General features: G+C 45.5%; 20 protein-coding genes. 1 reads left to right on the top strand and 19 read right to left on the bottom strand.

What is annotated here, in order from left to right; genetic code table 11:
- The first annotated feature begins 134 nt into the window (after positions 1-134).
- Positions 135-1,172 carry a LacI family DNA-binding transcriptional regulator gene (locus HP548_RS31710; protein WP_175383898.1) on the top strand — a complete coding sequence of 346 codons (1,038 nt, stop codon included), beginning with the start codon at positions 135-137 and terminating at the stop codon, positions 1,170-1,172.
- A 111-nt stretch (positions 1,173-1,283) separates the two neighbouring features.
- Here the strand turns inward: HP548_RS31710 and HP548_RS31705 are convergent, their stop codons facing one another.
- The 19 genes from HP548_RS31705 to HP548_RS31615 all read right to left on the bottom strand — a co-directional run bounded on the left by HP548_RS31705 (position 1,284) and on the right by HP548_RS31615 (position 20,546).
- Positions 1,284-2,462 carry a DUF4272 domain-containing protein gene (locus HP548_RS31705; RefSeq protein ID WP_175383897.1) on the bottom strand — a complete coding sequence of 393 codons (1,179 nt, stop codon included), beginning with the start codon at positions 2,460-2,462 and terminating at the stop codon, positions 1,284-1,286.
- 253 nt (positions 2,463-2,715) lie between these two features.
- On the bottom strand, positions 2,716-3,936 hold the full coding sequence (locus tag HP548_RS31700; RefSeq protein WP_175383896.1) for an RtcB family protein: 1,221 nt from the start codon (positions 3,934-3,936) through the stop codon (positions 2,716-2,718).
- Between the two features lie 185 nt (positions 3,937-4,121).
- On the bottom strand, positions 4,122-4,544 hold the full coding sequence (locus HP548_RS31695; RefSeq protein ID WP_257219424.1) for a hypothetical protein: 423 nt from the start codon (positions 4,542-4,544) through the stop codon (positions 4,122-4,124).
- Between the two features lie 106 nt (positions 4,545-4,650).
- A complete protein-coding gene (locus HP548_RS31690) occupies positions 4,651-5,088 on the bottom strand; it encodes a GNAT family N-acetyltransferase (RefSeq protein WP_076289992.1) in 438 nt (145 codons plus the stop codon).
- A 38-nt stretch (positions 5,089-5,126) separates the two neighbouring features.
- Positions 5,127-5,552, bottom strand: a complete 426-nt coding sequence (locus HP548_RS31685; RefSeq protein WP_175383895.1) for a GNAT family N-acetyltransferase — start codon at positions 5,550-5,552, stop codon at positions 5,127-5,129.
- Positions 5,553-5,573: 21 nt separating this feature from the next.
- Positions 5,574-6,056, bottom strand: a complete 483-nt coding sequence (locus HP548_RS31680; RefSeq protein ID WP_175383894.1) for a GNAT family N-acetyltransferase — start codon at positions 6,054-6,056, stop codon at positions 5,574-5,576.
- Positions 6,057-6,236: 180 nt separating this feature from the next.
- Complete coding sequence (locus HP548_RS31675; protein ID WP_175383893.1) at positions 6,237-8,300, bottom strand: S-layer homology domain-containing protein; 2,064 nt, start codon at positions 8,298-8,300, stop codon at positions 6,237-6,239.
- Positions 8,301-8,435: 135 nt separating this feature from the next.
- Positions 8,436-11,138 carry a LuxR C-terminal-related transcriptional regulator gene (locus tag HP548_RS31670; protein WP_175383892.1) on the bottom strand — a complete coding sequence of 901 codons (2,703 nt, stop codon included), beginning with the start codon at positions 11,136-11,138 and terminating at the stop codon, positions 8,436-8,438.
- 183 nt (positions 11,139-11,321) lie between these two features.
- Complete coding sequence (locus HP548_RS31665) at positions 11,322-13,247, bottom strand: ABC transporter permease (protein WP_175383891.1); 1,926 nt, start codon at positions 13,245-13,247, stop codon at positions 11,322-11,324.
- The gene (locus HP548_RS31660) at positions 13,244-13,999 is read right to left on the bottom strand and encodes an ABC transporter ATP-binding protein (protein WP_175383890.1); all 756 of its coding nucleotides are present in this window, start codon (positions 13,997-13,999) and stop codon (positions 13,244-13,246) included. Before HP548_RS31660 ends, HP548_RS31665 begins: the two co-directional genes overlap by 4 nt.
- Before the next feature lie 100 nt (positions 14,000-14,099).
- Entirely contained in the window at positions 14,100-15,104 is a 1,005-nt protein-coding gene (locus tag HP548_RS31655) for a sensor histidine kinase (RefSeq protein WP_175383889.1), read from the bottom strand.
- Positions 15,101-15,790: a response regulator transcription factor gene (locus tag HP548_RS31650; protein WP_076290000.1), complete on the bottom strand. Its 690-nt coding sequence runs from the start codon at positions 15,788-15,790 to the stop codon at positions 15,101-15,103. Before HP548_RS31650 ends, HP548_RS31655 begins: the two co-directional genes overlap by 4 nt.
- A 300-nt stretch (positions 15,791-16,090) precedes the next feature.
- Positions 16,091-16,831 carry an SDR family NAD(P)-dependent oxidoreductase gene (locus HP548_RS31645; RefSeq protein WP_076290001.1) on the bottom strand — a complete coding sequence of 247 codons (741 nt, stop codon included), beginning with the start codon at positions 16,829-16,831 and terminating at the stop codon, positions 16,091-16,093.
- Positions 16,832-16,903: 72 nt separating this feature from the next.
- On the bottom strand, positions 16,904-17,584 hold the full coding sequence (locus HP548_RS31640) for a class I SAM-dependent methyltransferase (RefSeq protein WP_246318307.1): 681 nt from the start codon (positions 17,582-17,584) through the stop codon (positions 16,904-16,906).
- 305 nt (positions 17,585-17,889) lie between these two features.
- On the bottom strand, positions 17,890-18,396 hold the full coding sequence (locus HP548_RS31635; RefSeq protein ID WP_076290003.1) for a GNAT family N-acetyltransferase: 507 nt from the start codon (positions 18,394-18,396) through the stop codon (positions 17,890-17,892).
- Positions 18,397-18,432: 36 nt separating this feature from the next.
- Positions 18,433-18,957 carry a YfiT family bacillithiol transferase gene (locus HP548_RS31630; protein WP_076290004.1) on the bottom strand — a complete coding sequence of 175 codons (525 nt, stop codon included), beginning with the start codon at positions 18,955-18,957 and terminating at the stop codon, positions 18,433-18,435.
- 47 nt (positions 18,958-19,004) lie between these two features.
- Entirely contained in the window at positions 19,005-19,544 is a 540-nt protein-coding gene (locus HP548_RS31625) for a GNAT family N-acetyltransferase (RefSeq protein ID WP_175383887.1), read from the bottom strand.
- Entirely contained in the window at positions 19,544-20,086 is a 543-nt protein-coding gene (locus tag HP548_RS31620; protein ID WP_175383886.1) for a hypothetical protein, read from the bottom strand. The genes HP548_RS31625 and HP548_RS31620 overlap by 1 nt, the downstream gene beginning before the upstream one ends.
- 19 nt (positions 20,087-20,105) lie before the next feature.
- Positions 20,106-20,546, bottom strand: coding sequence for a cupin domain-containing protein (locus tag HP548_RS31615; protein WP_175383885.1), 441 nt, complete (start codon positions 20,544-20,546; stop codon positions 20,106-20,108).
- Positions 20,547-20,563: the final 17 nt, after the last annotated feature.

The raw sequence follows: 20,563 nt of genomic DNA, 5'->3' as shown, positions 1-20,563 counted from the left end.
ACATGTATGGGACACTAACATTTTAACTTCTACAGCCGTTATTAGATTAAGAGAAATACAACATGATATACTAGAAACAGCTTTATTGCACAATGTTAGGAATACGGCAGAACTACGAGTGTAAGGATGGTATGATGAAGACGAAGGTAACAATTCAGGAAATTGCACATTTTACAGGTCTGTCGAAATTTGCGGTCTCACGAGCACTGTCCGGAAAATCAGGTGTTAGTGAGCAGACACGGGACGTTATTCTTAAGGCCGCTGGCAAACTTGGATATTTCAAAGATAACAGCATGTTGTCTGGTGATATGTATAGCAGCAATGAACTTCAGGACCCGCAAAACACGCGGTGGAGTGGCACCATTTTGATTTTGTTTCCTAATGTTCGTTATCAGAATCAGGAATCCGTATACTGGGGGCCTGTCTTTAACGGGATATCCTCCAGACTGAACCAGAAAAGCATCAATATTCTTACTCTGACAGAGCCTTCGGCGGATCAACTATTCACATTGCTGAATCCGGATGCCATTCGGGGCATTATTACGGTTGGCTCCATCTCAACACCCATTCTTCTTGAAATTAAACGTCTGGGCATTCCTGTTGTCATGGTGGATCACCTCGACCCTGTCTTTCACAGTGACAGTATTTTCACAGACAATTTTGCTTCCATGCGTGACATTATGCTCTACCTTCTACGCAAGGGATTCAAGCGGTTTCAGTTTGTTGGAAACACCAGTGACGCTCACAGCTTCTATGAACGATGGGTCGCCTATACTTCCGTATTGATGGGTCATGGATTGGAAATGAATCAGATCCCCGAACTAAGCAGCCCGGATGTGGATGATTTTCACAAGACGTTCACTTCGGTCATTCATGAGGGGAATTTGCCTGAGGTTTTTGTCTGTGCCAATGACTTCTATGCGCTATACACCATCGAGGCTCTGGAGAGCATAGGGATTAGTGTACCCGATCAGTGCGTAGTCACCGGTTTCGATAATGTGTATGATAATATCCCTGTACTCGCCACAGTTAATGTGAACAAGGAACTGCTTGGTGCACGTGCGGTCGACCAGATGTTATGGCGAATTGTAAACCCGGAGAGTAATGTAGAGAAAAAGCTGATTCTTGCTGATGTGATGATTCGGGAACAGTATGGAAGACATAACGGCTAAAAGATAAGGTACCCATAGACAGCAAAACACCCCCATAACCAGTATTCGACTGGCTTGGGGGTATTTGAATTTGAATACCATATAAAAAATAGTTGATGTTAAAAGTCCATTCTACGTATCTGTCCGTACATCATCCCAATCTTGATCCAGATAACAGATCAACCAATTGAGCGCACGGTGACGTTCGTAGGCCACTCCGCCATTCAGACCCCCAGGAGGTGTTTGCTCCTTCACACGACTGTCTACACACACCCAGTTGTACCGGTAGATTAGATCAGCTGCATCCAAAATCTCGCTTTTGGAGCGAAATTGTGCCCCGGCTACAAAGGCTTCAACATCGTCACATTGCTGCAAATATCCTACATCTTGTCCTACGTTACAAAGATTTACCGGTGCTCCAAGTTCTTTGACGTAGCCAAGCGCCCATAACATCACATGATAAGCCTCATATCCCCATGAAAAGGAGATAACCTCCTGATGCTCTGCCCCATGTTGCTCCACAAATCTTCTCTCCACAGGTGAAAAGAATGAAGCTGCATCATACTTGTCGATTACTTCCTGGACCAGCGCTGTTGTATCTTCTGCGCTCTCCCCCGCTCCAAGGCATTCACCTTTGAGAGCTGCAATACAAAGGGCTACCGCGCGCTCTGCAACTTGTTCCACACTACGGATCGTAGTATGCTCATCCCCCGCTCTTGCAGGCAAATGAACATTGAATGGGATTCCTTGCTCGTTTAGAAGCTGCTCGGAGCGCTCTTTGCGCAGCATTGCAGATTCCGACGGGGGTCTGACATCATCCAGAAAACTGGTGTGCGCTGTCACTTTGTAATCCTCTACTTCGGATTCTCCGTTGACATCCAACAGCAGCTGACCTTGCGCATTCAGCAAGGAGCCACCTCCCCAGAAAATGACTGCATCCAGGGCATCGGCCAGATGTAATAATTCATTAAAGAATTCTTCGGAAATGTCCTCTTCCGTCTCGATGCCAACAACCATATTCAGTGTAGAGCATTTAATCAGTACCTTTTCCTGCAGCGAAGCATTCTTTCCCTCAATTTGACTCAGAAACCCCAGCATCCCCTGAATCATAGCCGTAAATTCTTCAGGGTGGGTCTGGCTCGTCATGATATTGAAGCCCTTTGTCTTCTTACTAAATAACTTCTTGCGTGTAACTTGAATATGGGTTTTGTCTTCCTTACGCTCAATTGTATCCTGAGGGTATATGGATTGAATTATTTCAAACAACTGATCTAGGTCAAACTGCGAGCTGTATATCGCACAATTTCTCATGAGGTTCACCTTCTTCTTTCTATATAAGTTCAACTAATAAATATTTACACTGGCACTCCGATGACAGAACAACCTTCCGATCGCTGTTATCCCCAGATTTTGTTGATTCCCTTCTCCAAAGGGAAAAATCCGGGGATAAAGGCGAGGTCTATGCTTCCGATGCAGCTTTCTTTCAGAAAGCTTTTAGCTTCGCTTCTTCAAGTTATTTCTGTCCTCTCCGTTGTTGTGTAAATGTTGAGTTGAACATATCTAACTAGTCCTTATACGGGTCGAATTCGTTGCCCCCGGCCATCGCGACACCTACGGGGCGAAGGGTATGGTTGATTTTCAAGGTATGCGCATGCGCATTCAGCACATCCTGCAGTTTCTTGTACACAAAAGGACTTTCATCCGTTCCTGCACCCCGAAGCTCCACACCATATGCACGAATTGCCGCTCGCATCTGTTCCTCGCTGATCTCGCCGCCCATACGTGTGCGCAGCTTGTAATTCATTTTGCCAGCCGCTTGGGTTCGGCTCATAATCCGACCTGCACCATGCACGGTGCTGCGGAAAGACTCTGTATTCTCTTCGCTGTGGATTCCTTCCACGATTACCGAGATATCTCCCATGCTTCCGCCCACAAAACCGAGCTGGCCCGGTGCCAGCGGCGTTGCTCCTTTGCGGACCACCACCACTTCTTCGCCCATATGCCGTTCTTTCCAGGCAAAGTTATGATGGTTATGAACCGAATACTCTGCGCTCGCCCCGAGAATGCCGAGCACCTGTTCAATCACATAATCTCGCCCTGCGTATGCATACCGGCCGGCCAAAGTCATCCCGTCCCAATACATATCACCCATTTCACTCTTGAGGTCAAACAGTGTTGGTGGTTGGTCCATCGATTCTCCCGGCGCTTTGCCACTAAATGCACGTCCGGCAGCCAGGTTCAGGAAACCACTGGCGACCTTATGCCCAAAGCCACGGCTGCCAAAGTGGTTTGCAATCCATACTTTACCCGTCGCCTCTTCCACAAAAATGTCGACAAAGTGATTGCCACTACCTACCGTCCCGAGCTGGTTGCGTGCGAGTGTCTTCAATTTGTGCTGTAGCCCATGCTCAATGGAATCAAACAGCTTCCAGCTGGCATCATCGAACAACTCATGCTCCACAGGATTTGGATTGTTGCGTCCTACACCGAAGGATATAGTTGCATTAATGTCATCCATAATGACAGCAATCTGATTCCGGATATCATCCCACATCAGGTTGGTGCGCACAGCCTTGTTGCCGCAGGCAATATCATATCCAACCCCTGACGGACTGATCATGTTCCGGTAGGCAACCACGCCCCCGATGGGCTGTGAATATCCTTTGTGATGGTCTGCCATTAGAGCCACGCCCAGTACATCTCCATACTGCGAGCAAGTCACCGCCTGACTTACCGCATTCTCCAGCGGCTCCCCCCAGACTTTAATGTTATCTACGATACGCATGATCTGGTTAACCTCCTTTTGTCTTCACTACAACTTTAATGAAATATATACGTCCCTGCCCATAACTTTCTTTATTTTACCAAAGAGAGATCCTTCCCGAAACTATACATTCCTTCAGTTCAAGGTTATCCGTATAAAGTAAAAAAAAGAGCGCTAGGCTCTCTTTTACATGATCGGGCCCTATTTTATTTCTTACTGATCTTAAACTTGAACTCCCACGTCGCTGTGTTACCCGAATAACGGCCTCTGTTCTCCGTCACGACAACCGATAGAGTCTTGTTGGTTGATTTGGAAATGGAGGAAACCTTAACGTTCATACTTTTGCTTCCCAGATCAGGAATTTTGTCCTGCTCTTCGGCATTCGCTTGTAATTTAAGCGTATCTGTAGGTTTCAGGTTCAACGTGACCGACGAACCCTCCTCCAGGCTCTTGCCGTTCACACTTGCCCCAATGGCCCATTCATTACCAACGGAATTGTTTTCCACCAGTTCTGCACTGACAAGCGTCACGGTTACTTTAACCGTCTTGGCAGCGGCATAGGATGTTGGGGAACATACAGCGAATACCAAACTCAGAATCATCAAGACATTAGCCCATTTTTTGAACACGAGAGTGCCTCCCTCATATCAGTTCATTTATTTCAAGACTATGCCTTATTCGCCCTGCTCCTTAAGTAGTCCTTCTACCGATTAGACATTTTCCGTGCTATATTGATTAATTAAAATGCTTCCGATAACCCTGAACCTTCTCATCTTTAAAGCCCAGCTTTTCATAAAAAATGTGAGCCTCTTTGCGCTGATCGCCAGACACCAGAATCATGTATTCACATCCAAGATCTCTCGCAATGTGCTCAATCTGAAGCATAAGCTTCTGACCAATTCCTTGTCTGCGTACCTGATCGGATACAATCACATTCTCCACAACCATGAAGGGATTGCACTGACCCGCCAGATCCATACATTCAATACCCATAACTGATCCGGCCAGTTCGCCATTGTAAAATGCACCGAGTACATGGTAGTGTCCATTTTGCTGGATATAGTGAAACATCTTCTGCATCTGTTGTTCATTAGTCGGTGTACCCATCAATTCGTTGTATAACTGACTTAGCGCCGGTAGATCCTCAAGTTCGATTGCTTTAATGGTAACCATAATAATCCTCCTGATTTGTCCTATTTCGCATACATTGCTTAAGTTAGGTCCTTCTTAAAATAATGATGACTGTGTCCGGTCGGTGCATTGTCGATCGTTGTGATCAATTGGTAGCCATGCTTCTTGTAAAATTCCGGTGCTTGATATGAGAATGTGTTCAACATGACAAAATCACAAGATTTCTCTCGCGCAATTCGCTCAACTTCAAGCAACAACCGAGAACCATATCCCCGATGCCGTTGTTCAGAATTCACCCAAAGTATATCAACCTCCAGCCAATTCCAGCAAAGTGTAGTAAGCACACCTGCAACAATCTCGCCGGTCTCATTTTTGATATTGAAATTCAGTTCTTCGTAACGATGCCTTAATTCCTCGCTCACATGCGCAGCATTATATGCGATAAGTTGCTGGCGAACATATTCTGAATCCTCCGGAGTACTTGGATAGATATTGATTTGGGTCATCATCTTCTCCCCTTCTCGTTCTTACTTCGTAGTAAATATCTGAATAGGACCATCCCAGTCAGGTTCTCTAAGCTCTTGGTATTTATTATCGGTGAAGCGTGCAATGACCTTACGCCAGAAAATCTGAGCAGGCTCATTCGTCTCCATCTCCGCTATTTTCCATGTTCCAGGAAAAAGATTGAACACATGAATGGCGGCTTGCGCACCCACTCCCAGCTTTCTGTATTTTTTCATTACAAAAAACTCTGCCATTTCGTATACACTCGTCCCCTGTTCACTCTCAATTTCACGAATCAGTGCGAATCCCGCCAATTGTCCTTCTACTCGAAACAAAAAAGGATGTCTGCCCGCTTCTGTCCAATAATGGTCCAGGTACACATACTCATATAACCCGTTTTCGTTAACATCTTCCGGGTCATACTCACTAAAATCGTATTTGTACAATTCCATCAGATTGCGCAAAGTTGATTTCTGTTGGTACTCCGCTTGATGAATCGATAACATGAGATTATTTCCTTCTTTCCAGTTGATCATCGTTTGACGATGTCACTCGAAGCCACATTCGTTTCTTGCATATTTTAACATGAACTTATCTCCTACAAAATAAAAACAACGTCCCTTCCATATAGGGAAGGCACGTTAGTTTAACTTACTATAGTCCAGTTATACCTGATGTAGAATACTCTATTCTAATTCTCTTAGATCAACGTACACGTGACCTATAGCCATTTTGCCCAGTGGGTCCGTAGCCTTCACCTCAATCTGAATAGGCTCAATACTCGTCCCCAGTGCTCTAACATATAATTTCTGTCCAACCATTCTGACATCTGCCAATTGTGGATCAGGTGAGTCAGCCATAAGTTTGAGGCTTGACCTAGCGTCATCTTCATCCTCAAACATGAAGGACAGGTCGATCTCAATCTCATCTCCATTAACATAAGCGGTATTACCCGCAGGTGCCTCCACCAGCACGGGGGGAGCATCATCAAAATCATACATGTACACACGTTGCAGCAACGTGTGATGCAGTGTGAAATCAGGCTCTTCTCTCAGGGATATGGAATTGTTGCTCACATCCAAGTATTGCAGATCAGACAGTTCAGCAATTCCAATGGGTAAATGAACAAGCTCATTACTGTTCATATCAAGTTCCTGTAAGGAATGTAGTCCGCTAACATCCACGAAAGCCAGTCGATTATTCGCGAGATTCAGATATTCCAGCTGATCCAGTCCCGTAACATTGATCTCCGTCAGTTGGTTACCGGATAAATTCAGCCAATTCAAGCGATCGAATCCGGAGGCATCGGCCTTGCTTATTTCGTTTCCGGACAGATCTATCTCGGTTATATTTAACCCCTTGAATATCTCGACTCCTGTCAGATCGGAAATGCCTGCATTCCTCGCATACAACCCCCCATTTGTCTGAACGAGAGCTTCCGCCAATTCATCTTTGGTCAGCGGATCATCCACATCCTTTTGCAACCAATATGCAATGGCTCCAGCCAAATATGGATCAGGAAATTGTCGACTTATCGTATTGGCCAGTACCTTAACTTTGAGTTTCGCCGTGACACTTGCACCCTGATCATCGACAGCTTTGATCGTCAGCGTTATTTCTCCAACAGCCTGTGGTACAAGTCGAATTACTTGGCCCACCACAGTGGAGGAAACGATGGTTTCATCTCCTGCTATGACACTGAACTGCAATTCATCACCATCTGGATCACTAAAATAAGAGGAGGCTTGCCAGTCCAGTGAGGCGTGATCCAATGTAAGTTCCTGATCAGGCAATCCGCCACTAACGATCACTGGAGCCCTGTTTCCCGTACCTGGATTGGAGGGAATGGAAGGATTCGTCGGTGTTGTTGGTGCAGATCCACTTCCTCCACCCGAACCTCCATTTCCACTTCCTGGCGTCGCCTCGGAATTACCGTTTGTGTTTCCTTTACCGTTTCCTGCGTCATTGCCGCCTGAAGTTGTACCCTGCACCTCAGTTATTCCTGGTTCATTGGATTCCGGATTGGCGCCCCCTTGACTCGCAGCTTCTTCAAGCGCTTTAATCACTTCAGTTGTGCGTAGTGCGATCACAGCCATTTCCTGTCTGGAAGTGGAGCGCTTCGGAGCAAAGTTTCCATTGTCCCCTTTCAAAATCCCCAATTCAACGGCCTGTTGTACACTTGGCAAAGCCCAGGTACTGATGCTGGACGTGTCCTTAAATGACAATTCTTTGGTCAGTTGTAACGCTTCATCATATCCCTTACTCTTGAGCATTCGTATAATCGTCGTTGCCAGCTCTTCCCTTGTCACCAGACCGCCTGGACGAAACGTACCATCCGGATAACCATTCATGATTCCGGCTAATTTGAGAGCATGAATATAGGATCCATTCTCAACGTTACTATCCAGATCTTTAAATAACAGATCTGGAAGCTGAGCTGACGACAACATGTTCATTTCCATTAGTTGTGCCAGTGTGTACGCAAGGTCCCCTCTTGTCAACGTTGCGCTCGGGTTGAAGTTCCCTGCTTCGTCCGCCAGAATCATCTGTTGCTCAGCAGCTCTTTCAATGGCTTGCCTTGCCCACGGTGCTGCCTGATGCAAGTCACGAATACTTACTGCATCGGTCGCTGCGCTCACTGTTCCGGGAACAGTAATGACTGATAAAGACAGAAGAGCCGCCAAATAAGGCGAGACCCTACGGTTCTTATTTTTAGAACAAAATTTTTGTTTGGATATACGTGTTGTCATCACTTAATGTTACCTCCTACATGAACATAACCCTGGAGTCAGCAAAGACTCGTCAGCGTTATTTGATTATTTTCATTGTAGGAGAGACTATAGTTGGAAAACAGTCTACAAAAGAGTAGACAGCGTTTCAGCTCATCATAACAATCCCCGCTGCTCAGCAATTTGTACAGCATGAGTGCGACTGCTCGCACCCAGCTTCGCGAACACTCGGCGAATGTGTGTATTAACAGTGCCGGGTGAGATACCAAACTCGACAGCAATCTGTTTGCTGGTCAGGCCCTCAGCGATATAACCGAATATCTTTTGCTCCATCGGACTGAGCCCCACTTCCTTCGTATCCAGTTTTGCCTCCCCTACAGAGGAGAGGCCCCTTGCCCGTTTGTCTCTTGCGAATGCCGATAATAACTGCTTCACATAAGCCATTTTCACACCATCATCCTGTATCGCCTTCGTACGGCGTAAATACAGGTAGTCCTGCAACAACCGCCTAATCTGCTCACCTTCTGCAACGAATGAACGTATATATCCTTCCGGTCCCCCCAACACCAAGGCACGGGATAATGCTGCAACACTGGCATCTGTGAATCCTTGCTTTTGCAGCATGATGGATTCCAGCAGAGCACACTCTACCTGTTCAGTCAGCCAATCCCGTTCTTCAGCCTGGTTACGGATTCGTCCCAGTTCCTCTTGTGCAAAATCATAATGCTCAAGGACAATCATTGCACGAATGCGAACCATGGAATGGAAGATTTGATCACAGCTGGTCTCAGCTGCCATACTGCCTTCGCCTGCTGGTTTAACCAGAATGGTTTGAGCCGATTCCACGGGACTCACTTCAAGTAAAATTCGATGTTGATGTGCTTCCAGTGCTGGCTGCCAGTAGTCCATATCCTTCACAGATAACAATCCTGTGACCTGTTGAAGCAGCTTCATGCCTTCCTCGGGTCGACCCAATGTAAGTTCAAGTCTGGCTTTGAGTACATACGCAGGAACGAGCAGCGCAGCTACCTTGATCTGCAAAGCCACTTCAAGGGCTCGATCTGCATAACTTACCGCTTCTGATAACCGATCCTGTTCCATTAAAATTTCACCATATCCGACACCATAGTAGGACGTTACATAGGCATGTTCAGCTAACCAACGTTCCGTAATTGCCCCAAAGCAAGCTTCCGCACGCCGTAAATAGCCATTAACGCCATGAAAGCTGCGTAGGCGCATGCTCTCTCTCCGATCATAATCCATATACTGAAAGGCAATATCATCGGGATATCCCTGATCGATATAGGACACCAAATAATGAGTGAGCCCATCCAAATCTCTGTTCAGATAAGCCATGTAGGCTCGCATCACACAAATGACTTGCAGCAAATACCCGATAATCTCAGGTTCAAGCTGCCCTTGAAGATGCACCCGGATGACGTGTTCCAGTTCATCAAGCTGCTTCACCATCTGTCCATAAGGCATTTCGCGCGCAACTAGAAACAGGTAGGACATATATAACTTCGGACGTGCTTTCACGATCTCCAGTGGCAAAACATCGAAGTATCGCCGGAGCGTCCACCACTCTCCCATAATAAAGTGGGCAAACAGCTCTTCCAGCAGTCGGGCTGCATCCTGCATGTGCTGTCCAAGAATATAATGATCCAGTGCTTCAGCCGGGTACCCTTGCTGCTCATACCAAAGTGCAGCAAGGGCATGTAAATCATTCACCTGTTCTGTGCCATAACGAGCCAGCTCACGCTTTAGAAATGCAGAGAACAAATGATGATACCGATACCAGTGCCTTTCCCGATCCAGTGGAACAAGGAAGAGATGTTCCTTTTCCAGCTGCCTTAACAAGTGCGGAGCTTCCTGCATATCACTTAATACCTGACACAAACTGTTGTTCATTCTTCTAGTGATCGCTGTCCGGAGCAGAAATTGCTGCATTTCGGGTGACTGACGCTGAAACACCTCTTCAAGCAGGTAATCCGAAATTGTCCTCTCCCCAGGCTGCCCGTGATCTTCACGAGACAGGGAAGTGGATGGACTGACCAAAGAGTCTGCACCCCATGCGTGAGATAAAGCCAGCAGCTTCAATCCGGCAGCCCATCCCTCCGTCTGCTGTACCCAACAACGCGCATCCTCCCCCGCAATATCCAATTGCATAATCTCCTGGCAAAATTCAATGCCCTCCTCTGTCGTAAACGCCAGTTCCTGAAGCGTGAAGTGCTTCAATTCACCTCTCAGACGCAGCTTCTCAAGCTTGAATGGAGGATAGGTGCGACTTGACAGTACCAGATGAATGGACAGGGGAAGATTTTCGATAAAGTATTGCATCTGCTCATGAATCTCAGGCTGAGTTACTGCATGATAGTCATCCAGAATAAGCAGTGCCTGTTGATTGGCCTGGGCAACACGGTTCAACAATAATATTAAAGCTGACCTTGGATCTATCGGATACCGTTGCAAAAAGTGTGGCAGAACATCTCCGCAGAGCCCCTCTCTCACTCGATCCAATGCATGAATAATGTAGAGCCAAAACTGAAGTGGGTCCTGATCTTTATCATCCAGGCAGACACTGGCCGCATGTACTGCTTCATTTCTCACCCAGCTGCCTAGAAGTGTGGATTTCCCTGAACCGGCCGGGGCAGTTAACAAAGTGACTTTGGATCGAAACAATTCTTTGCGCTGCAAACTGAGCCGTGGACGGTCCATTGTATCCGCTGGCAAGGGTGGCAATTCCAGTTTGGTTGTTAAAATCATAAATTGAAGCCAGTCTCCGTGGAGACCAGCGGTATGTTCCTGTTGCATGAGATCCTCCTGAATCAGCACCATGGTGCCCGTTTTCCGATTCATTGTATGTACATTCAGATACCCTAAGTATACAAGGAACCACGGCCATGCCCCACACATTTTTGAACGGAAGTCTTGCGTCATCCTCCTTTTTTTCACAAAAAAAAGAAAGGGCAGACTGTATATCATACAGTTACCCCTTCTTCTGAATTCTTTACTGTATTCCTTTGTTGCTCATCCTCTGATCTATAATGATTCTTTTATCACACGTTTGTAATACCATATGGACAACAGGCCGAAGATTGAATACAACAACGTATACACAATCATGACGATTACAGTAGGTGTGGCAAGTTCGGTGCCAAAGAAGAACCAGCCTGATTTCACGGCAAAATAACTATGGCTTAGTCCCACGACAAGTGGAATGCCGAAATTAAACAACTGCTTGTACTGAATTCCGCGTAACAAATTGCCTTGCGTAAATCCAAGTTTGCGCAGAATGGTATAGTTTGATTTCTCTTCTTCGCTCTCATTCATTTGTTTGAAATAGAGGATACACCCGGATGTAATCAAGAAAGTCAGTCCCAGGAAACCAACAATGAACATGATTAGGCCCATACTGGTACGTTGATTATTTCTGAATTCAATCTGGGAGAAGCTTGGAGCTTCCAATTTCAGATCTGCAAAAATGGCATACGCATTCTCGTCTTGACTTGAATCTGTAATTTGCACACCGTAATAATCTGTCCTTTCCACCTCCTGAATTGTCGGATCAAGATCCTGCGCAAGCTCCGCATAAACCGATTCATCCACAACCGCTACTGGCGTACCTTTGTTGTAATATACGGGAAGCACGCCCTGTTTGGAGGTTCCAATCAATTGCTGGTCAATCGTATTTTTCAATCCGTGCAGAACAATGGGACCTTCATCCCGAATGGAAAAGAATTGCTGAATCACATTGCCATATCCCATGAAAATGACTTCACCTGGTTTCAGATCAATGTTATCCACCATGCTGTCACTTACTACACTGCTGAACAACAGCTCCTCCATTGTGGAGTCATTCATCACCTTATGTGCATCAATTTCAATATATAAAGGTTGTCTGTGCTTTTCTTCGTATGGAATCTGTTTGTTATCCAACTCCGCTACAAAACGATCCTTCACCTCAGCCTGAGCAAATGAAAAATCTTCCGGCAAGCTTTCCTTGGCTTGTGCCTCTGCCGAATAATAGGAAATGTAACTGAGCGACAGCATACCTATGGCGAGTGCCGATACAGTAGTAATAATGGTCAGCAGCAAGGCATTCGACTTCATGCGAAACATGATGGAGGATAACGACAATACCTCGTTAATGGAGAGGTAGCCTTTTTTGCTTTTGCGAATCATATTAAAAATAAAACTGACGGAACCTTTATAGAATAGATAAGTCCCCAAAATAACCGAAAACAAAATCAAAATCATGGTGTACATTAACTGCTGCATATCCAATTTCTCAACGCTGAACAGCCGTGCAGACAGGATGTAACCGAACACGATCAGAGCAATACCCAAGATGCCCATCAGAATCTGCCCCACAGATAACTTCTTTACCTGCTGCTCTGTTGTAGAAGACACCCGAAAGAGTGATAGAATACTCTGTGCTCGGATAAACGTGTAATTCATCAACATGATAAGTAGATACATGACGGCAAAGACAATTAGCGTTTGCACTAGCGCCATCGGTGAGAAGTATAGCTTCGTGATCACATCAACGCCAATAATTTTGAACAAAATCATCAATATCAGCTTGGAACCCAGAAACCCGATTAGAATACCGATTACCATAGAACCAAAGTAGAGAATGCAATTCTCCGCACTCAAGATGCCAAATATTCTCCCCTTCGTGAGTCCGATCAGCTGAAACAAACCGATCTCCTTACTGCGTCGCTTGATAAAGATCGTATTGGCATAGAGCAGAAAAATGCCCACAATAACAATCAGTAACACGGAGGATGCGCCGATCGCAGCCGCTCCTTTCGTTGATTCAGCAACCTCATCCATGGAGGGATCATACTGTAAGGTCACAAAGGAAAAATACAGGGCCACACTAAAAATCAGGGCAAAGACATAAAGATAATAATTTTTCAGATTTTTCCTCAGATTGCGAAAGATGATGTAGTTCAGGCTCATGGCTGCACACCACCCAACACGCCCTGAGTTTTGATAATATCGTTGAAGAAAGTTTGTCGGGACTCGTCTCCTTTATTTAATTGGGTGTAGATCTGACCGTCCCGGATGAAAATCACCCTGCTGCAATAACTTGCGGCAAACGGATCATGTGTAACCATAATAATCGTAGCCTGATGCTTCCTGTTCATATCACTCATTTTGCCAAGCAGGTCCGAAGCCGATTTGGAATCGAGTGCACCCGTCGGCTCGTCAGCGAAAATAATGCTCGGATCATGCACAAACGCACGGGCGGCTGAAGTTCGCTGTTTCTGTCCACCCGAGATTTCGGATGGATATTTGTCTTTCAGCTCATATATGCCCAGCTCACGGGCGATTTGTTCGAACTTCAGGTGTGCCTCATGCTTCGGAATACTCGTAATCGAGAGCGGCAGCAATACATTTTCCTTCACCGTGAGGGTATCCAGCAGATTATAATCCTGAAAAATAAACCCGAGATGATGTTTGCGGAATTCAGCAAGCTGTTTCTCCTTCATACCGGTGAACTCCTGACCCTCAATGTCAATCGTGCCCTGGCTGACCCGATCGATCGAAGAAAGAACATTCAGCAGCGTCGTTTTCCCCGAACCCGAGGGCCCCATAATCCCAACAAATTCGCCTTTACTTACCCCGAGATCAATCCCCTTGAGGACTTCCTGTTTATTTAATTTGTTGCCATAGACTTTATGAATTTTTTTGGCTTCCAGTATCAACATATCCCACTCACTCCTCTTTGGTATATCTTTATCATAGGCTGGATGCTCCAATTAATCGTGCGATTCACCGAACAAAACCAAAAAGCATGTGACAATGTTGTCACACGCCTGCTAGGTGGATCATGTCATTTTTTCTCGGGAAGGTTAGCTTGACACTAGTGCCCTCTCCGGGAGCAGACTGTACTTTAACGTCTATACGAAGTGCTTGTGCCACCTGTCGGGTCAAATACAAGCCCATTCCCGTTGCCGTTCCTTCCAGTCTACCCTGAGTTGAAGTGAAGCCTTTATCAAAGATACGTGGTAAATCCTGCGCTTCGATCCCTCGTCCATAATCCTGAATGGTCAATATAATGTGCCCATCCTGTTCCTTGCTTTCAATGACAATGTCAGAGGAATGGCTATATTTCACCGCATTGCTAAGCAGCTGCCGTATGATAAAACCTAACCATTTGCTGTCGGTCAGCACCTTTGTCACATCTAATGACACGTCGAAGCCAATCCGTTTGGATATACACCATGACTTCAAAGCTCTAATCTCGCCGTTCAAAATCGGTTCAAGCTCTGTTTCTTCCACAAACAAATCATTATGCATAAATGGAATACGCTTCTGGTGAAGCTGCTGATCGAGCAGTTGATGAATTCGCAGCCATTCATACGTCATCTGACCCTGCAGCTTGTCATCATGCATTCGCTCAATCATTAATTGCAGCGCGGTTAAGGGCGTCTTCACCTCATGAATCCAGGACAGCATCTCATCCTTTTCTTGCTCCAGCAAAATAAAATGAGATGAGGACTCCTTCCGATAACGTTCGGTCTGGGAAGTCACGGCATCGTGCACAATCCGTTCATAAGGACTTTCAGCGATATCCAAATCCCCTGGATCATAGGTATGATCCCAGGCAGTTAATCTTTTGTAGAAACGAGTCTCTCTTGGATATCTCGCCCAGATAAAAACGATGCATACCACCACATTCAGCACGACGATATAGGATACGGATCGGAATGGAATGGACGTGTCGATATAGGCTACAAATAAAAAGATGAGCTGCATGCTTATAAGCAACACTAACCAGCTTAGCTTTTCCCGTATGTACTTACCAATCATATTTCCGCCTCTTCTGTTGCCATGTAGCCCTGACCAACTTTCGTTTCGATATAGCCATCCAGATTTAGCGGCTCCAACTTCTTGCGTAGGCGATTCACGTTGACCGTGAGTGTGTTGTCACTCACAAAATGTTCATGATCCCACAGACTGCGAATCAGGTCTTCCCGGGTCACAATCTGATTTTTGTGCTCCACTAGCACTTTGAGAATGAACATTTCATTTTTGGTCAAAAGGACAGATTCATTGTTATAGGTAAGCGTATTTTTCACATATTCAATGGTAGCCCCACGCCATGTGCGCAGCTCAATCCGCTCTGTATTGTAGTTATATACCCTACGCAGGATCGCCTGGATCTTGGCAATCAGCACATCGAAATGGAAGGGCTTCTGGATAAAATCATCTGCGCCCAAATGCATCGACATGACCATATCCGTCGGGTGATCCCGTGAGGATAAAAAGATAATCGGCACATTGGAATGGGCTCGAATCATGCGACACCAATGAAATCCGTCATACTGGGGAAGCTGAATATCAATGATGACCAGCTGTGGCTGAATGGCACTGTATTCCTGCATCACTTTGCCAAAATCCTGCACGCCATACACGTCATATGACCACTGGGATAACCGTTCTTTGATTTCACTGAATAACGATTCATCGTCTTCAATGAGCATAATTTTAAACATATACCTTCACCACGTTTCTGTTCTTCTTGGGCATTGCCCGAAGCATATTGTTTGACAATCTACGAGGGACCGTTCCAGATACGGATCGTTCTTCCGATCGCAGTTGTCCCCAAATTTCCTTTATTAGATTTATTAAATGTAGAAATTAGGTGACAAAGGCGAACGCTACCGCTTCTTCAGAATCGATTCCGTCTCTTCCACTCCGACCGCTATTAATAGATCAATACAAATTTCGAGGCAAAATAAAACCCATAATCTCTTATCAATTTAGATGAATCTAAACGTATAACTGTTAATCTGTTATCCCTCCATAGTATGGAGGACCTTGCTTGGATCACTGATTTCTTCCATCCGTTCGATTAATTGCTTTGCGACATCTTGTGGCGATCTTAATTGGCCTGCTTCATAGACCTGACCGAATACCTCAGACAGTGCAAATTCCTCTGCATTTTTGCCTCTTGCCACAGCCTGTAGCTCAGTATCTACCATCCCTGGATCGAATGCAATCACTTCAACGGGATTGGGTTGCCCGGATTGTTCCATCGCTACGCACTGGGTGAACATGTTTATTCCAGCTTTGGAGGCACAGTAAGATGCCATTGAAGGTGCCGGATAACTGCCTGACCCGGACGATACATTGACTATTTTTCTGCGTGTGGTCAGGTGATTGGTATGTTGTATAAAAGATGAAGTCAGAATCATAGGCGCTGCCAAACTGATGTTCAGATTAAGACTGATCTCCTCTGCACTGCACCGATCTATCGATTTCAACGGTTCCAGCATCGCTGCATTGTTAATGAGCCCGATGAATTCAACTTCTTGCGGTGGAATCTGTTCCAATATGCCTGAGACAAGATCGTCGATGCTATGAATATCTGCCAGATCAAACTGAACATGCTGGTAACGCTCGTAAGCTTCCTCCAAGTCAGACGTTCCGCGTGCAATACCGTAGACGTGATCTCCCTTTTCCAATAACAATTCCGCAAGCTGTTTGCCGATTCCTTTGGATGTACCTGTAATGATAAAATACCTTTGTCCCATATTCTCCCCGCCTTTCTCTCACTCTGTGCAATATTGGTTAAACACGTCAAATCTATGATCCTTCCTCTATGACTACACGTTTGGTTTTCTCCACAATGTCACCCATAGGATGGGCAAGCCAAAACAATCTTCATCCTGATCCATCGCCTTCATCGGTCGCAGCTCCACGCATTCAAAAGGATCTTCCAGCAAATAGCGAAGCTTTTCTTCCGTAAAAGCCAGACCACCTTTCATCGACTTCTCACGGTATACCTCCCAATCGTCCATAACGCTCTCCGGTCCACCCTGACCGCCAAATCCTGGAGCAAAGCAGGTCATTCCAAAATACCCTCCAGGTTTAAGTCCGTTCTGAATCTTCTGTATGTAGGGAATTCGCTGATGTGGCAGCAGATGGTGAAGACAGCCCGAATCATAGACGAGATCGTACTCTTCATGTGGCGTGAGTTCTAATGCTGATTTGCATTCGAAATTCACTTCAAGCTGTTCCTCCACAGCTCTTTCCTTGGCCCAGGCAATGGCTGTCTCTGAAAGATCATAAGCATCTACTTTATAACCCTGACGTGTTAGATATATTGCATTTCTTCCCGGGCCACAACCGAGCTCCAATGCTTTGCCCCCAGGTAATATTCCTGAGTTCACATGTGCTACCAGATTTTCATCCGGTTTGTTTGGAAAGAAGGGGATTGGTCGCTCCCGATCCGCGTAAAAAGGTTCCCAAAATTGCTTCGCTGATCTGAATTCTGCGTCAAGCATGTCATATAGATCCTGGACATTTTTAATCGTCTTCTCCACGAACACATTCCTCCTCGAATTCATACAAAATATCCTGCACATTCCCTCTTATGTATTGATCTCTTTCCCTTTAAATCGCCCGCTTCATCACGGTTTATACGCTAAATCAACTACCCTCTATTATAACATTTTCACCCAATCCAACTCTATTTTTCTTGTAAGATTAGAGCCGAAAACAGTCTGATTATATGTAAAAAACGCTGTTTAGAAGAAAGTAATTCCCTGTCCTCTCAACAGCGTTATAATCCTTTTTATTCAGGATTCGATCAGCTTAACTTCTTCGTTAAATAGAGCACTACATCGTCGTCGATGATCGTTTCATCGCCCCATTTTAGATAACGATCATGCTTGTGAATGCCCTGTCCATCTGGTATATATCCACGACGGGCATACAGAATTTGAGCTTTGCCATAATCGGAGAACACCCCGACACCAATCCCGGCAGTTTCGGTTCGCTCATGAATGACTTCTTCTGCCCGGTCCATCAAACGTGATCCAATTCCCTGACGCTGATACTTGATCAGCACATTGAAATCATTAATTTCCGGAATACCCTGTTCCCTGAACGAAGGGTAATACGAATTCCACAATACATTCACGTAACCGGCAAAAGCTCCATCCAATTCCGCTATCAAAGTCACTCGCTCACCATTCTGCTGCTCTGCAAGATATTGAATGTACTGCTCCGCCGATTTCGCCCAACCCTGTTCCTGAAACGCCTGCGAAATTACGACCGGATCGCCCTCATCCAAAAGTCTGATATGTATATTCATCGATGTAATCTCCTTAATAAGTTATTTATTTCACCACTAGATTCCCAATCTGCTTCTAAGCGAGGTAATATGGGCAATGTGGTGTCTGCCATGCCATGCATATACGCCCAAATTATAGTCCAGTCTGGTCGTTTCTTTGGAAGCGGGATGATAAAAGGTTTTGGCATAGTCTGCATCCGTTAATGTGTTTAATAGCGCTACCCAACGACGGTGCAGCGCATCCAGGATTTGCAGAGAAAACTCGACATCCAGCTCCCGCGAATCACTCAGTTCAGCCCATCGTTCTTCGTAATATGGTCTTATCGTGGGGTTATCCTCCGTCAGTGCCAGCTTGAAACGAACCATGCTATTCATATGGCTATCTGCCATATGGTGTATGACCTGTTTGAGCATCCAGCCACCTTCCCGGTAGGGTAACCTCAATTGTTCTTCACTCAATCCTTTGACCGCTTCGCGGGCGCGCTCCGGCAACTCCGCAATATCTTGAATCCACTGCTTCCGCTGCTCTAATGTAACCTCGCCTGTATGTTCAAATGTTCCAATTGGGTACCTCAAATCCATCGATCATTCCTCCTTGGTTAAATGGTTTATATAGCACCGCGCACTACCTATGGGGCATACTCCATCAGCCAGCAGTCTCTCATCTGTCCTTCGTGCAGCTCATGTTCTGGTAACAGTCTGACCTTCCTGAGACCACACTTCTCGTAACAGGATATGGCTCGTTCGTTCCATGATTGCGGGTCCATGACCACTTTCCGAGCTTGCTTTTCGTTGACTAGATAGCCCAACATAGATTTTACTAGTTGTGTGCCAATACCGCGGTTCCAGTAATCAGTTTCTCCAATAAACTGATCTGTTCCATAGATGATTTCATCGGTGTCTCCATAACCATACTCATTCCGTTCTTCCTCCTCCAGTTCATAGAACTGGATATAGCCGATCGGTTTACCTTCGTGTTCAACCATACAACGATGTGCCGTATCCTCTTGTCTATAAAAGTGTTCTCTGACCAAATTCAGTTCATGCGGCTGATCACGGCCTTCGTAATATTGAAGTACTACTGGGTCAGACAACCATTGAACAAGGCGCTGTTCATCCTGTTCATCCAGTAAACGTACCGTGATCTCATTCCATTGATAGATTAGCATCACTCTGCATACTCCTTAATGATTTCCAGAGGCTCTCCTGAGACCCAGCTCAGGTCTTTGCCCAGTAATTTTTCCTGATGAACATAATAGATCATCGGTTGCCGAATCAGTTCTGCCTCCTCACCCAAAGGATGAATGGTAAAACGAACCTTGTACGTGCCCACTGCATCAGGTATGGAGAACCCCGCAAATTCAGTAATCGCTGTTGATGACTGCCTCTGTAACACTTGACGAAGAATCTCTGCCATTGCACCTGTGCTGCCGACGGAGGTAGGTCGAATAAATCGGTTGTCCTTTTTGTCATCAAAAGATATTGAGCCCCAGCCAGGTACAAGCGGATATACGGTATGCTGACCCTTGTCTTCTTTTGTGCGTGTAATGGTTAATTGCACCTCGTATTCATCCGTAGCTGTCTGCCGAATCGTGCCCTTCATGTTAACATCCTGCGCTGTAACGCTTGGAGCCAGATTATTATATACAATGAAAGCTGCTACAATAACAATTGCAACTCCAGTTAGCCAAAATATCGTACTTCTACGCATGTATTTACCCCCAAGCTGATTAACCGTAAGTCTGAAGTAATTCGCTCTCCATTAGTGCCTGTGTAACGCTGTCCAGTTCCGGAGAAGCAGACCAATCACTATCTGTATTCAAACCATATTTAATCGTATGGATAACGCTATTGGCTGACATATATAAATTATGGTGTACTCCCGGTTCCACAATGATGTGATCTCCTTCGCCCATAACTCTGATTTCAAGCGTCTGATCATTCGCAAAATTTGCATAAGCAATCCAACCAGACTGCACAACATAGAACTCGGTTATATGGTTATGAAAATGGCTATTTTGCCATGCTCCCTGAGATGAAGCTATCGTTCTGCAATAATAACCGCCATCCTCTGAAACCATCTTGTATTTCCGTTCCCCGTTAGCCATCTGCTCGAAGCTGGTATTCACATTATCTGGTCCTAAATTTTGTTCTAAAGTTTCTCTATCCAAAACACAACCTCCAGATC

Source organism: Paenibacillus taichungensis (genome assembly GCF_013359905.1).
Classification (GTDB): domain Bacteria; phylum Bacillota; class Bacilli; order Paenibacillales; family Paenibacillaceae; genus Paenibacillus; species Paenibacillus taichungensis.
The sequence above is the reverse complement of the archived record's forward strand: the minus strand, read 5'-3'. Positions and strand labels throughout refer to the sequence as shown.

Excerpts from the sequence above, each read along its gene's own strand:
- HP548_RS31710 (WP_175383898.1), top strand. The coding sequence starts at position 135 with ATGAAGACGAAGGTAACAATTCAGGAAATTGCACATTTTACAGGTCTG.
- HP548_RS31705 (WP_175383897.1), bottom strand. The coding sequence starts at position 2,462 with ATGAGAAATTGTGCGATATACAGCTCGCAGTTTGACCTAGATCAGTTG.
- HP548_RS31700 (WP_175383896.1), bottom strand. The coding sequence starts at position 3,936 with ATGCGTATCGTAGATAACATTAAAGTCTGGGGGGAGCCGCTGGAGAAT.
- HP548_RS31690 (WP_076289992.1), bottom strand. The coding sequence starts at position 5,088 with ATGGTTACCATTAAAGCAATCGAACTTGAGGATCTACCGGCGCTAAGT.
- HP548_RS31685 (WP_175383895.1), bottom strand. The coding sequence starts at position 5,552 with ATGACCCAAATCAATATCTATCCAAGTACTCCGGAGGATTCAGAATAT.
- HP548_RS31680 (WP_175383894.1), bottom strand. The coding sequence starts at position 6,056 with ATGTTATCGATTCATCAAGCGGAGTACCAACAGAAATCAACTTTGCGC.
- HP548_RS31675 (WP_175383893.1), bottom strand. The coding sequence starts at position 8,300 with ATGACAACACGTATATCCAAACAAAAATTTTGTTCTAAAAATAAGAAC.
- HP548_RS31670 (WP_175383892.1), bottom strand. The coding sequence starts at position 11,138 with ATGAATCGGAAAACGGGCACCATGGTGCTGATTCAGGAGGATCTCATG.
- HP548_RS31665 (WP_175383891.1), bottom strand. The coding sequence starts at position 13,247 with ATGAGCCTGAACTACATCATCTTTCGCAATCTGAGGAAAAATCTGAAA.
- HP548_RS31660 (WP_175383890.1), bottom strand. The coding sequence starts at position 13,999 with ATGTTGATACTGGAAGCCAAAAAAATTCATAAAGTCTATGGCAACAAA.
- HP548_RS31655 (WP_175383889.1), bottom strand. The coding sequence starts at position 15,104 with ATGATTGGTAAGTACATACGGGAAAAGCTAAGCTGGTTAGTGTTGCTT.
- HP548_RS31650 (WP_076290000.1), bottom strand. The coding sequence starts at position 15,790 with ATGTTTAAAATTATGCTCATTGAAGACGATGAATCGTTATTCAGTGAA.
- HP548_RS31645 (WP_076290001.1), bottom strand. The coding sequence starts at position 16,831 with ATGGGACAAAGGTATTTTATCATTACAGGTACATCCAAAGGAATCGGC.
- HP548_RS31640 (WP_246318307.1), bottom strand. The coding sequence starts at position 17,584 with ATGCTTGACGCAGAATTCAGATCAGCGAAGCAATTTTGGGAACCTTTT.
- HP548_RS31635 (WP_076290003.1), bottom strand. The coding sequence starts at position 18,396 with ATGAATATACATATCAGACTTTTGGATGAGGGCGATCCGGTCGTAATT.
- HP548_RS31630 (WP_076290004.1), bottom strand. The coding sequence starts at position 18,957 with ATGGATTTGAGGTACCCAATTGGAACATTTGAACATACAGGCGAGGTT.
- HP548_RS31625 (WP_175383887.1), bottom strand. The coding sequence starts at position 19,544 with ATGCTAATCTATCAATGGAATGAGATCACGGTACGTTTACTGGATGAA.
- HP548_RS31620 (WP_175383886.1), bottom strand. The coding sequence starts at position 20,086 with ATGCGTAGAAGTACGATATTTTGGCTAACTGGAGTTGCAATTGTTATT.